Annotated in this window: 12 protein-coding genes; 4 read left to right on the top strand and 8 right to left on the bottom strand. The window is 64.9% G+C overall.

Annotated elements, in window-relative coordinates:
• The first annotated feature begins 5 nt into the window (after positions 1-5).
• A complete protein-coding gene (locus X757_RS149040) occupies positions 6-626 on the top strand; it encodes a hypothetical protein (RefSeq protein WP_031251334.1) in 621 nt (206 codons plus the stop codon).
• Positions 627-673: 47 nt separating this feature from the next.
• On the opposite strand, the gene X757_RS149045 is transcribed toward X757_RS149040, so the two are convergent.
• The 3 genes from X757_RS149045 to X757_RS149055 form a co-directional block, all read right to left on the bottom strand.
• Positions 674-1,831 (bottom strand): PHB depolymerase family esterase, encoded by a 1,158-nt coding sequence (locus X757_RS149045; protein WP_023726504.1) that lies wholly within the window; start codon positions 1,829-1,831, stop codon positions 674-676.
• A 207-nt stretch (positions 1,832-2,038) separates the two neighbouring features.
• Entirely contained in the window at positions 2,039-3,025 is a 987-nt protein-coding gene (locus X757_RS149050) for an aldo/keto reductase (protein ID WP_023726503.1), read from the bottom strand.
• A gap of 244 nt (positions 3,026-3,269) precedes the next feature.
• On the bottom strand, positions 3,270-4,010 hold the full coding sequence (locus tag X757_RS149055) for a FadR/GntR family transcriptional regulator (RefSeq protein ID WP_023726502.1): 741 nt from the start codon (positions 4,008-4,010) through the stop codon (positions 3,270-3,272).
• Positions 4,011-4,048: 38 nt separating this feature from the next.
• On the opposite strand from X757_RS149055, the gene X757_RS149060 reads away from it, so the two are divergent.
• Entirely contained in the window at positions 4,049-5,011 is a 963-nt protein-coding gene (locus tag X757_RS149060; protein ID WP_280940381.1) for an NAD(P)-dependent oxidoreductase, read from the top strand.
• A gap of 347 nt (positions 5,012-5,358) precedes the next feature.
• The gene (locus X757_RS149065; protein ID WP_031251333.1) at positions 5,359-6,243 is read left to right on the top strand and encodes an AraC family transcriptional regulator; all 885 of its coding nucleotides are present in this window, start codon (positions 5,359-5,361) and stop codon (positions 6,241-6,243) included.
• 286 nt (positions 6,244-6,529) lie between these two features.
• On the opposite strand, the gene X757_RS149070 is transcribed toward X757_RS149065, so the two are convergent.
• Together X757_RS149070 and X757_RS149075 are read right to left on the bottom strand one after the other, a co-directional pair.
• Positions 6,530-7,324, bottom strand: a complete 795-nt coding sequence (locus X757_RS149070; protein WP_023671079.1) for a FadR/GntR family transcriptional regulator — start codon at positions 7,322-7,324, stop codon at positions 6,530-6,532.
• 3 nt (positions 7,325-7,327) lie between these two features.
• A complete protein-coding gene (locus X757_RS149075) occupies positions 7,328-8,764 on the bottom strand; it encodes an FAD-binding oxidoreductase (protein ID WP_023726499.1) in 1,437 nt (478 codons plus the stop codon).
• Positions 8,765-8,924: 160 nt separating this feature from the next.
• Between X757_RS149075 and gloA the strand changes: the two genes are divergently transcribed.
• The gene (gloA, locus tag X757_RS149080) at positions 8,925-9,335 is read left to right on the top strand and encodes a lactoylglutathione lyase (protein WP_023726498.1); all 411 of its coding nucleotides are present in this window, start codon (positions 8,925-8,927) and stop codon (positions 9,333-9,335) included.
• A 74-nt stretch (positions 9,336-9,409) separates the two neighbouring features.
• Here gloA and X757_RS149085 read toward each other — a convergent pair whose 3' ends face one another.
• Genes X757_RS149085 through X757_RS149095 form a run of 3 tightly spaced genes read right to left on the bottom strand, consistent with a single transcriptional unit; the run spans position 9,410 to position 12,874 of the window.
• Complete coding sequence (locus X757_RS149085) at positions 9,410-10,378, bottom strand: ABC transporter permease (protein ID WP_023726497.1); 969 nt, start codon at positions 10,376-10,378, stop codon at positions 9,410-9,412.
• Between the two features lie 4 nt (positions 10,379-10,382).
• On the bottom strand, positions 10,383-11,885 hold the full coding sequence (locus tag X757_RS149090; RefSeq protein ID WP_023726496.1) for a sugar ABC transporter ATP-binding protein: 1,503 nt from the start codon (positions 11,883-11,885) through the stop codon (positions 10,383-10,385).
• 5 nt (positions 11,886-11,890) lie between these two features.
• Positions 11,891-12,874 carry an ABC transporter permease gene (locus tag X757_RS149095; RefSeq protein WP_023726495.1) on the bottom strand — a complete coding sequence of 328 codons (984 nt, stop codon included), beginning with the start codon at positions 12,872-12,874 and terminating at the stop codon, positions 11,891-11,893.
• Positions 12,875-12,968: the final 94 nt, after the last annotated feature.

The following is a 12,968-nucleotide window of genomic DNA, read 5'->3' as shown; positions in this document are numbered from 1 at the left end:
AAAGCATGAGCCCGTCCCCGCAACTGATTGCCGAATGGCCGTTGTCGCCGTCAGCGACACTCGGGTCCGCCGTGCGCTCCAAGGGGATCGAACGTGAAGTCAGAGCCCGCCTGCCATGGGCAGTCAGGAAGCATGTCAAGGCCGAGACGGGCCGCATCGCATTGCGAATGTCGAAATCCGAAGCGGAAGCGTTCAAGGCCGCCTCTGCCAGCATCTCCAAAACACTGGAGGGAGTGGAGGCGCTGCCTGTGCTTCCGCGCGAGGTCGAGGATATCCTCACGATCTCTTCGCGCGAGCGCCACAAATGGCTCAAGGACGGTCGGCTGCAAAGCACCGGCACACGTACCGTCAAGATGCGTGGGCGATCAAAGTCTGTCACCTTCCACGTTTTCGACCCGCGCCACATCGAAGACGTCCTGGACCGCGATCTGGCAACCGTGTGGAGAGAGCAGGATGTCCAGGAAGTCGCCGAGAACAGGCGGTGCGGCGCGGGCAAGGCCGCGCTGACGCGCGCGGGAAAGGGCACCGGCCAGGCTCGCACTGCGAGGAACACCCGGAACACGGACGGCCCGGCGCCCGGATTGAAGGGCTGGGATGCGTTCGAGGACGAAGGCCTGCTGCGATAATGATGCTGGCGCTTGCCCTTGTATTTTGGGCGTGTGCGGGGCGAGCCTCAGCCTCGGCGCATCAATCCCGCTGCCCGCAGCGCGTCCTCGATGACCTTGGTGATCCCGGCCGCCGGACCGCCGCCTGGCGGATTGACACGCTCCGGGGTCGGATCGACACGGACGGCTCGCGGTTTTTCCTTCGGCGAGAAAGGCTGCAATGCAGTGCCTGAAGCGGCCTTGGCTTTCGCCGCGCGTCGTACCTCTGGCTTCGTCAGCCCCCAGAAACGGGCGATGTGGCGCGTCGAGGAAATCCCGGCATCCAGCATGAACGGCCCTGCTTTGCCGAGAGCATTGTCGCCGCTCGCCTGCAATGGCGTGCCATGGCCCATGCCGGCAATGCTGTATGCCTCGACCACGTCGCGGCCTTTGCCATCGGACCAGACTTTTCGGCTCTGACCGTCGACCTTTTCCGTGCGTGTCGGCGCTTGAGCGAGGCCGTGCACGCCCTGCCATTGCGCCAGCACCGCGTCGGCATTGGAAGGCACCACTGTCGTATCGGCCGAGCCCTGCCAGACCGAAATCCTCGGCCACGGCCCCTTGTGCAGCGAAGCAGCCCGCAAAAGACGCTGCAGGTCGCTTCTGGACGGGCCGCCATGGCCACGCATGCGGTCGAAGGCTTCGGGGATGGTCGAGGCGCTGCCATAGGCAAGCCCGGCAATGATCGCGCCACCGGCAAACACGTCCGGGTAGGTCGCCAACATCACCGCCGCCATGGCGCCGCCAGCGGAAAGGCCGGTGACGAATATCCGCTTGCGGTCGAGACCGTGAGTGACCACCGCCGCCTCGATCATCTGGCGGATGGACAGCGCCTCGCCGCTGTCGCGGCTTATATCGCCTGGCACGAACCAGTTGAAGCAAAGATTGGCGTTGTTGGCGCGCTGCTGCTCGGGGAAAAGCACGGCAAAACCCTGATCGGCAGCAAGTTCGGTCCAGCCGGAACCATGGTCGTAGCCGGCGGCAGTCTGGGTACAGCCATGCAGCACCACGACCAGCGCCGCCTGCTTCGGCAGGTTTTCAGGAAGATAAAGCCGCGCACGCAAGGCGCCCGGATTGGACCCGAACCCTGTCATCTCGGACAGGTGATCTTCCTTGCTCTGTCCTGCATCGGCTGGCCGGCGGCGCATCGCGCTCAGCCGGGCGATCGTATCGGATATGTCTCGCAAATTGGTATCCTTGCGCGCCGGAATGGGCAGACTCGTGCACACAACGCACACGCAGCAATATCGTTGCTGCACTGCACAATAACAAGCGGCACGGCCGATTAAATGACCGGTGGATCACAGGATCCGCTGCACAGCTTGTAACGACGAGCGCAATTTGCCCCGGCTGACCTCTGGTCAGTCAGCCGGTCGAGGGCGGCAGGCGCTGGCTCACCAGCGCTGATGCACGTAGGGCTTGATGTTCTCATCGTAGACCGCCTTCACCTTGGCCATCAACTCGGAGGATAACGGCGCAAGCTCAGCCGCTTCCGCATTGGAAACCGCCTGCGCCGGATTGCGGGCGCCGGGGATGACAACCGTCACCGCGTCGAACATCAGGATCCAGCGCAGCGCGAATTTCGCCATGGTGGTGTCGCCTGACACCAGCGGCCGCACCTTCTCGACCGCCGCCAGCCCGACCTCATAGGGCACGCCCGAAAACGTCTCGCCGACATCGAAGGCTTCGCCATTCCTGTTGAACAGGCGATGGTCGGTGGTCTCGAACTTGGTGTCCGTCCTGAACTTGCCGGACAGCAGGCCGCTGGCCAGCGGCACGCGGGCGATGACGGCGACATCGTTCTTTTTCGCCTCAGCGAAGAACAGCTCGGCCGGGCGCTGGCGAAAGGCGTTGAAGATGATCTGCACGCTGACGACGCCGGGATATTGCATCGCCTTCAGCGCCTCTTCGACACGCTCGACGCTGACGCCGTAATTGCGGATCTTGCCCTGCTCGGTGAGCTTGTCGAGACGCTCGAACACCTCCGGATGATAGTAGAGATCGGTCGGCGGGCAATGCAGCTGCACCAGGTCGAGCGTGTCGGTCTCGAGGTATTTCAGGCTGCGGTCGATCCAGCCGGTGAGGTTCTCGACGCTGTAGCCCTCGACCGTCTGCTTCGGCAGCCGCCGTCCGGCCTTGGTGGCGATGAACGGGCGCGCGCCACCGCGTTCCTTCATCACCCGTGCGATCAGCTTTTCCGAACGGCCGTCGCCATAGACGTCGGCGGTGTCGAGGAAGCTGACGCCGGCATCGAGCGCGGCATGCAGGGCTGCGACCGCATCGTCATCATTGACCTCGCCCCAGGCGGCGCCGATCGCCCACGCGCCGAAGCCGATCTCGCTGACTGATCTGCCGGTACGGCCAAATTTCCGTGAATGCATCTCGCTGTTCCTGACTTGCGGCTTCGCCGGCAATGCCGGCTCCATGATTGCGATTTTTCCGGGAGCCTCATACCGCATGGCAACGCGATTGACATCCCTCTTCCCTGGATTTACCAGATTACAGGGTTGTATGACAACGGGGTAAGACTGCAACAGTGGGAGCCGGGAGGAACATTTCGCTGATGCACGAACTCTATCTCGGCGGGGTCGCCGGATGAGCAGTCCGTCAACCGTGGTTGGCCCCCTAATCGTGAACAGCCTTGTTGCGCAGATCCTCGAAGCGGGCATAGCTTTTGGTCAGATGGCTGCGCATGGCGCGCCGCGCGGCATTGACGTCCCTGGCTTCGATTGCCCCGAGAATGGCGCGATGCTCGCGCTGCATGCGGTCGAGATATTTTTCCCGCTCAGCCTCCGTCATCCGGTCGAGCCGCGTCCAATGGCGCGGGACCATGGCGCTGCCGAACGTGTCGAACAACCGGGTGAAATTCGGGTTCTGCGTCGCAGCGAGAATGGCGCGGTGGAAGCCGAAATCCTCTTCCGAGCCGGAGCCGCCGGCACGCACCGCCGCTTCCAGCGCATCGAGCCGCGCGCTCATCTGCTGGAGCGCCGCGTCGCTGCGCCGCTCGGCGGCAAGGCCGGTCGCTTCGACCTCGATGCCCATGCGCAGTTCGAGCACGCGCAGCACCTCGTCGATCGATTCGAGATCGTCGGGCAGCACGGAAAACGTCTTCGGCGGCGGATCCTTGGCGACGAAGGCGCCGAGCCCCTGGCGCGTGGTAATCAGCCCGCGCGCACGCAGCGCCGCCAGCGCCTCGCGCACCACGGTGCGGCTGACGCCTGTGGCAGCAACAATCTCCTGCTCGGTCGGCAGCCGCTGCCCCGGCGCAAGGTCGCCGGATTCGATCTGCGCGATCAGCGTGTTGACCAGACCCGTCCGCAGGTTGGGCGCCTGCGGTATGGCGTCGAAAGTCATGGGCTCCGCCATCAGCGCGACTCCGGTTCGATTCTTGTTCAAAGAATTGCATCGACGGGTGCCCGCCGCAAGGTGACGAAAGTTCGGCCCGCTGGCACGAGCCATGGGAGGATTGCATGAAAGAACGCATCGGCTTCATCGGCCTGGGCAGCATGGGCGCCGGCATGGCCGACAATCTGCTGCGCAAAGGCTGGCCGCTGACGGTGCATGTCCACCGCAGCCGCACCGCAGCCGACCGGCTGATTGCGGCCGGTGCCACTGAAGCGGCCAGCCCGCGCGACCTCGCCGCTGCCTGCGACATCGTCATCCTGTGCGTCACCGGCTCGCGCGAGGTCGAAGCGCTGGTCAAAGGCCAGGATGGCCTTGCTGCGGCAGCTAAACCGTTGCTGATCATCGACTGCTCGACCTCCAACCCGTCATCGACGACAGCGCTTGCCGCCGACCTCGCGGAGCAGGGGATGACGCTGATCGACGCGCCGCTGGCGCGCACGCCCAAGGAAGCCACCGAGGGCAAGCTCGACGTCATGGTCGGCGGCGCGGCCGAGATCGTCGCCCGCGCCCGGCCGGTGCTGGAGGCGTTTGCCGCCCGCATCGTCCACACCGGCCCGACCGGCAGCGGCCACACCATGAAGCTGCTCAACAATTTCGTCTCGATGGGTTATTCCGCGATCTATTCCGAAGCGCTGAGCCTGGGCGCCAAGGCCGGGCTGACGCCGCAGGTCTTCAACAGCGTCATCTCCGGCAGCCGCATGGATTGCGGCTTCTACCAGGCCTTCTTCGATTTCGTCCTCAACCGCAACGAAAACGCCCAACGCTTCGCCATCGCCAATGCGCTCAAGGACATGACCTATCTCGCCTCCTTCGCCCACGCCGCCGGCATCGCCAACCCGATCGGCGCCGCGGTGCGGAATGGGTTCGCCACGGCCGTCACCACCGGCCATGGCGAGAAGTTCGTGCCGGCGCTGTCGGATATCGTGGCGGGGCTGAATGGGGTTTCACTGGTGGAGGCGTGAACATCGCATAGGGTGCTCCCCCACTCCGTCTCGGCTTCGCCGAGCCACCTCTCCCCCACAAAGTAGGGGAGAGGAAACCCAAGCTTTGAGGGCTGCGACCCCGAAGATTGCCATTTCCTCTCCCATTAAATGGGGGTAGAGGTGGCTCGGGGAAGCCGAGACGGAGTGGGGCCGGCACTGCCAGTCGAGGATTAGGCTGCGTAGAGCCGCCTACGAATAAGCCGATCAGTCGCGCCTCCAACCGGCAACTAGCGAGCACTCGTCCATCCTATCAAACCGCAAGATCGGTCGAGCGCGACATGTCCGGAACCGCCTATCTGGTGTCGCCACGCAGGACGAGACGTTTGATGACGCCACTTGAAAGCTACCAAGCCCGGATGCAGCGGGTGCTGGACCACATAGACCAGCATCTGGACGGAGATCTGGGCCTGGAAGCGTTGAGCGGCGTCGCGGCGTTCTCGAAATACCATTTCCACCGGCAGTTCACGTCAACCTTCGGCTTGTCCGTGCATCGCTATGTCCAGCTCGCCCGCCTGAAGCGCGCTTCGTACCGGCTTGCCGAGAGCGACGCCCAAAGCGTCACCGACATAGCGATGGATGCCGGTTACGACGCACCGGATGCCTTCGCCCGCGCCTTTCGGCAACGGTTCGGACAATCGCCTTCGTCGTTCCGGAAGTCTCCCGACTGGGGGGCGTGGCTCATGGCCTTCGGGCCGCTCGACAAAGCAAGGACCACGCTCATGCAGATAATCTTCGAACCCGCCGACGTGATGATCCGCGATGTGCCGCCGACGCCGGTGGCGATCATGGAGCATCGCGGCGACCGGGCGACGCTTCCTGACACCATCCAGCGCTTCATCGCCTGGCGCAAGGCGGCCGGCCTCTCGCCCGAGACAAGCCCGACCTTCAACATCTTCCGTTCCGAAAGGGAGCCCGCGAACCCGGCCGATTACAGCATGGACATCTGTGCCGGAACCGACCTGCCGGTAGAGGGCGGGCCGATCGAGGACGTGCAGATGAAGGCCGGCGTGATCCCCGGCGGACGCTGCGCGGTGCTGCGCTACCCCGGCAACACCAACAATCTCGAGCCGGCAGCGCTCTACCTGTACCGCGAATGGCTTCAGGCCAGCGGCGAGGAGGCGCGCGACTTTCCGATCTATTGCCAACGGCACTTTTCGTCGAACGGACCGGTGCGCGAGGTGGTGCTTGAGCTGTTTCTGCCGCTGAAATAGCGCGGTGGGGTGGCGGCCTGTCTCCGGCCCTGAGCTGGTTGAGCCGACGACCGAGTGAAATCTGATATGGCGCTCCCCCACTCCGTCTCGGCTTCGCCGAGCCACCTCTACCCCCACATTCGTGGGGGAGAGGAAACCCAAGCTTTTGAAGGGCTGCGATCTCGGAGATTGGCATTTCCTCATCCCCCATGAAATGGGGAGAGGTGGCTCGGCGAAGCCGAGACGGAGTGGGGGTCAGCGCTGCCATAGGCGATTGGCCCAGCGCGCGGATAAGGCAAGGCTATCCCTAAGCCTGCCCGCGCACAGCCTTCCGCAACCGCGAATGCCGTACCGGAGACGCTGCCTCGGGCCCCGGCGCTATCTCCGCAGCTTCCCCCTCATGCAACCCCACCCGCAGCGCCGCGCCCGCCAGATGGTCGCGCATCGCGGCTTGCGCCCCTTCGGCGTCGCCGGCACGGATCGCTCTCAGGATGCGCTCATGTTCGCCGAGCGTGATGCGGGCCATGTCGTCCGACTTTTGCTGGTTGCCGGCAGCGAGAATGCTTTCGCGCACCCGCTCGGACACGAAGACCAGGAATTGGCCCATGTAGGAATTGCGCGTCGCCTCGGCGACGGTGCGGTGGAATTCGAGGTCGCTGCGCAGCCAGGCGACGCTGCCATAGGGGGCGGCGCGCATGCCGGACAGCGCATCGCCCATGGCTTTGAGATCGGCGTCGCTGCGCCGTTTTGCGGCAAGGGCCGCCGCCTGCACTTCGAGGATGCCACGCAGTTCGAACAGATTGCGAAACGAGTCGGCGCGCTGCAGCGTCTCATGGTCGATGGTCAGCACCGTCGGGTTGTTGCTCTCGACCACGAAGGCGCCGCGCCCCTGCTGCGACCAGATTCGGCCTTCCGAGCGCAGCCGCGCGATCGCCTCGCGCACCACGTTGCGGCTGACCCCGAAAGTGGTTGCCAGCGCCGCCTCGGTCGGCAGCTGGTCACCCGGCTTCAGTCGGCCTTGCGCGATCTCGCGCGAGATGGAACTGGCCACCAGAGTGGAGAGGTGTGGGCCGCGATTGACCTTGTCGAGTTTCAGCGTCATCGCTCACCTATAGTCGACGGCGGGTGCGGACGCCAGAATGCGGCCGTTGCTGAGAATGTGGCGCGGGTCGAATGCGTCCTTGATGCCGGCGGCGAGGTCGAGCGTCACCGGATCGATGCGTTCGAGGAACGCCTTCTGCTTGACCCGGCCGATGCCGTGCTCGGCGCTGATAGAGCCGCCATAGCGATCGACGACGGTGAAGATCTCGGCTTCCGCCTGCTCGAACAGATGTTCCATCGCCTCGGTGCCCATGCCTTCCGGCGGCACGACGTTGAGGTGGATGTTGCCGTCGCCGACATGGCCGTAGGTGACGGCCAGCGCGTCGGGCCGGGCTTTCTCCAAGGCGGCCAGCGCATCGGTGACGAAATCGGCAAGCCTGGAGATCGGCACCGACACATCGGTGCGCAGGTAGCGCCCGCCCCTGCCCTGCCGCTCGACCATGATCTCGCGGTAGAGCCACAACCGCTCACCTTGAGCCCTGGTCGAAGCGATGACGCCGTCCTCGACGATGTCCTCGACGCTGCCGAGAAACCCCAGCAGCATATTGGAGAGGTCGATCAGCCCGCCCGACGACACCTCGATCAGCACATAGACGGGATAGGGCTGGCTGAGCGGATCGGGAAAATCCTGGCCTTCGCGCATGGTGATCTCGATGCCGCCGCGCAGGATCAGTTCGAAGGCGGTGAGCAAATCGCTGCAATCGCGCCGCGCCCTTGCATAGAGTGCCATCGCGTCCTCGACGGAGCGCAGGCCAACCAGCGCGGTTTCGATCTGCGTCGGCTTGGGGAATAGTTTCAGCGCCGCCGCGGTGACGATGCCTAGCGTGCCCTCCGAGCCGATGAAGATCTGCTTCAGATCATAGCCGCGGTTGTCCTTGCGCAGCACTTTCAGCCCGTTCCAGATGCGGCCGTCGGCCAGCACCACTTCGAGGCCAAGCACCAGGTCGCGCGTCATGCCGTAGCGCAGCACGTTGAAGCCGCCGGCATTGGTGGCGACATTGCCGCCGATGCGGCAGCTGCCCTGCGCGCCGAAAGTGATCGGCAGCAGGCAGTCGCTCGCTTCGGCGGCGCGCTTGGCGTCCTCGAGAATGCAGCCGGCCTCGACCACCATGGCGAAGTCGATCGGGCTGATCGAGCGAATCTTGTTCATGCGCTCCAGCGAGATGACGATCTCGCCGCCATCCGCCGCCACTGCGGCGCCGACGAGCCCGGTCAGGCCGCCTTGCGGCACCACCGGAATGCGCTCGGCATGGCAGAACCGCATCAGCGCCGACATCTCCTCCACCGAAGAGGGCCGCGCCACGGCCAGCGGCCGGCCGAAATGATCGCCCGACCAATCGCGGCTGAAGCGCGCCAGATCCGCTTCATCGGTCAGCAGCCCACCGTTCGGCAGCAGGCCGGCGAGGGCTGCGATCTGCGATGCGGAGGGCGCGGCATTCATGGATTGGCTCTGGGCCCCTTGGCAAAACGACTGGACAAATACCTGCGTTGTCGTGTTATCATACAACCCTGATTTAGAACATCAAGCGAGGCCATTTGCCGTCAAGCGTTCGATGTGGATGATCAGACCCGCAAATCACAGAATTCGGAGGACTCCCCCAATGAGCGACGCCCCGGGCTTTCGCTATATGCACACCATGATCAGGGTGCTCGACCTCGACAAGTCGATCGCCTTCTACACCGAGGTGCTTGGCATGACCCTGCTGCGCCGCGACGACTACCCCGGCGGCAAGTTCACCAACGCCTTTGTCGGCTACGGCCCCGAGGAAAAGGAAGCCGTCGTCGAGCTGACGCTGAACTGGGGCCGCGAGGAGCCCTACGAGATCGGCACCGGCTTCGGCCATCTGGCGCTCGGCGTCAACGACATCTACGCCGTCTGCGCCGAACTGGAAAAGCGCGGCGCCAAGATCCAGCGCAAGCCCGGCCCGATGCAGCACGGCACCACCCACATCGCTTTCGTCGAAGACCCCGACGGCTACAAGATCGAGCTGATCGGCCTCGACACGATGTGATCCGATCGGGCCGGACCGCATCGGCCTCGCGCCGATGCGGTCCCGTCCTGTCCGCGCTTGCCTGGGAGGCGGGATCACTTGATGACCGCGATCTTGCTGCGGTCGATGGTGATGGCGACGGCGGCAATGAGCACGGCGCCGAACACCATGTTTTCCAGGAAAATGTTGACGCCGACAAAGGTCATGCCGATGCGAACGATCGAGATGATCAGCGCGCCGACCGCCGTGCGGGCAACGCCGCCGAGCCCGCCGGTGATCGCCGTGCCGCCGACGATGACGGCGGCGATGGCCGGCAGCAGCAGCTGGTTGGCCAGCACCGGCGAACCGCTCGACAGCCTGGCTGCCAGCACGATGCCGGCGATGGCCGCGAGCATACCCGACGCGGCAAAGGCGATGATCTTGGTGCGGTCGACATTGATGCCCGCGGCCCACGCCGCCGGCTCGCCGGCGCCGACCGCGATCGCCTGGCGGCCGAAGCGCGTGTAGCGCAGCGCCAGAAAGGCGGCGATGCCGATCACCGCCGAAATCAGCACCACCACGGGAATGCCAGCGACAGTGGCGTTGATCCAGGCGGTGTTTTCGCGACCATCCTCCTCGATCGTGATGGCGCGGCCATTGGAGACCCAGAGCGCCAAGCCGGTGACGACGCCGCCGGTGGCGAGCGTCGCGACGAAGGACGGCACGCGTAGCTTGACGTGAACGACGCCGCTCAACACGCCGAAGGCGAGCCCCGACAGGATCGCCACCGGAAAGGCGGCAAGGCCGAGCGAAGGCAGCAATTGCGCCAGGATGACGCTGGCCAGCGATGCCACCGCCTGGATCGACAAATCGATGCCGCCAAGCAGGATGGCGAAGGTGACGCCGGTCGCCAGGATGAACAGTACGGCGGTGTTGGCAAACAAAAGCGCCACGGTCTCGCCGGTCAGGAAGCCGGGCGCGGCGATCTCGATGATCAAAAGCAGGCCGACAAGCAGCACCAGCGGAATGGCGCCTTGCGTCCACTTGCCTTCGAAAACCCGCCTGATGGAGAACGCTTCATTCATCGGCTCACACCATTGCCCTGAGAAGATCGACCTGGTTCGGCTTGTTGCCCGGACTGGCATCGAAGCGCGCGGTGATTGCGCCGTCGCGCATCACCAGCACCTGGTGCGACAGGCCGATCGTTTCCTCCAGCGTGTCGGAAATCAAAAGGATCGCCACGCCTTGCGCGGAGAGGTCGCGCACCAATTCGTAGACCTCTTCCTTGGCGCCGACATCGAGCCCGCGTGTGGGATGGTCGAGCACCAGGATGCGCGAGCCCGCCGTCATCCAGCGCGCCAGCACCACCTTCTGCTGGTTGCCGCCGCTGAGCTTGCGGCAGGCGGCATCGGGGCCGGGCGCCTTGATGCGCAGCCGCTTGATCCAGTCGGCGGCAAGCCGGCGCTCCTTGCCATAATCGATGGCGCCATGGCGCATGACGCTGGAGAGATCCGCCAGCGAAATGTTCTCCGCGATCGACAGGAACATCACCAGCCCTTCGAGCCGGCGCTCGCGCGGGACATAGCCGATGCCCTTGCGCACCGCCGGTTCCGGCGAGGAGAAGCGCACGACATCGCCGGCGATTTTCATCTCGCCCGCATCATGCTGGACGAAGCCGCCAACGGTGCGCGTCACCTCCTCCCGGCCGGAGCCGACGACGCCGGCAATGCCGACGATCTCGCCCGCTCTGATCGAGAGATCGACGCCGTGATAGAAACCGTTGGCGCCAAGCCCCTTGGCCTCGACCATCACGGTATCGCGCGGCGCCAGCTGGCGGGCCTCACGGTAATATTCGGCCTGCAGGCCGCGCCCGACCATGATCTCGTGCAGCTCCGGCGCGGTGACTTCAGCTGCGCGGTGCTCGGCGACGACCGCGCCGTCCTTCATCGTGTAGACACGGTCGGAGATGTTGAGCACCTCGTCGAGGCGGTGCGAGACGAACACAAAACTGGCGCGGGATTTAAGCGAGCGCACCCGCGCGAACAGCACCTCGATATCAGCGGCGTTGAGCACCGAGGTCGGCTCGTCGAGCAGGATGAGCAACTGCCGCTCGACCACTTCCTCCAAGGTCAGCGCCTTGGCGAGCTCGACCATCTGGCGTGCGGCGAAGGTGAGTTCGGAGGTGCGCGCGGTGACGTCGATGTCGATGCCGATCTTGGCCAGTTGCCGCCGCGCCGCCGCGTTCATGGCGCGCCAATTGACGAGGCCGAAGCGGGTGAAGCGGTCCTCTTCGCCGAGATAGATGTTTTCGGCAACCGTCAGGTTCAGCACCAGCGACTGCTCCTGGAACACCATGCCGATGCCATGCCTGGCCGCATCACGGGCGTTGCGCATGCGCAGCTGTTCGCCATCCAGCGTGAGCGAGCCGCCATCCGGCCGGTAGCCGCCGGCCAGCACCCGCATCAGCGTCGACTTGCCGGCGCCGTTCTCGCCGATCAGCCCGACCACCTCGTTGGGCCGCACTTCGATAGAGACGTCGCGTAGCGCCTGGACGCCGGGGAAATTCTTGATGATGTTGGACGCCTGCAGCATGGCGTTCACTTGACGATTTTCAGGCGGACACGGTCGAGCGACAGCGCCACCGCGGCGATGATCATCAGACCCTGCACCGTCTGCTGGATGTAGGGCGAGATGCCGAGCAGGATCATGCCATTGGCAAGCACGGTGACGATCAGCACACCGATCAGCGTGTTGACCACACCGCCCTCGCCGCCGGTCAAAGCGGTGCCGCCGACGACCACTGCCGTGACCGCTGCAAACAGCCTGCCGTCGCCGATGACGGCATGCGACTGGCCGAGCTGTGCGGCGGCAAGCACACCGGCAATGCCAAAGAAGAACCCTGCCAGCGCAAAAGCGGTGATGCGCACGCGCACGACATTGACGCCGGAGAGCTTGGCGACATCCTCATCACCGCCGATCGCCAATATGTGGCGGCCGAGCTTGGTGTGATACTGGATGACAGTGGCGAGCAGGAAGGCGCCGAACGCAACCCAGACCGCCACCGGCAGGCCGAGGAAACGGTGCAAGGCCAGGTCGCGGATCGAGGCGTCGTTCAGCTTGATCGCCGTGCCGCCCAGCATATAGACCGACAGGCCGAGGCCGATGAACCACATGCCGAGCGTGCCCATGAAGGACGGGATGCGCAGCATGGCCTGGACGAGACCGCTGACGAAGCCCATGGCGGTGCCGGCGGCGATGGCAGCGAGCACCGCCCACCAGCCATAGTCGTTGCCGTTGCCGTCATTGGCGGCGAGCAGCACAAGCACCATCGCCGCCACCGAAAGCGTGCCTTCGACTGCGAGGTCGATGCTGCCCATCAGGATGATGAAGGTCAGCCCCATGGCCAGCGTCAGCGGCACGGCGGCGGAATTCGCAAGCCGCACCAGATTGCGCAGCTCGATGAAATTGGGATTGGCAATGGCGATGAGTACGCAGAGTACAATCAGCACCGCCATCGGCGCCAGGCTGCGCCAGCGCCTGCCGCCCAGGAATGTCGCGATGCGGCCGGGGAACGGTGTCATGGGCGTCGTCCGCTCGATGTCCGAAACGGACTTCAGGGGTTCTGTATGGATTGTCAAGAAACCGCTTCCCGTCTGCTGGTGACAGCCGTCGCGA

The organism is Mesorhizobium sp. LSHC412B00, from assembly GCF_000503035.1.
Classification (GTDB): Bacteria; Pseudomonadota; Alphaproteobacteria; order Rhizobiales; family Rhizobiaceae; genus Mesorhizobium.
This window is presented reverse-complemented; position numbering and strand designations above follow the sequence as displayed.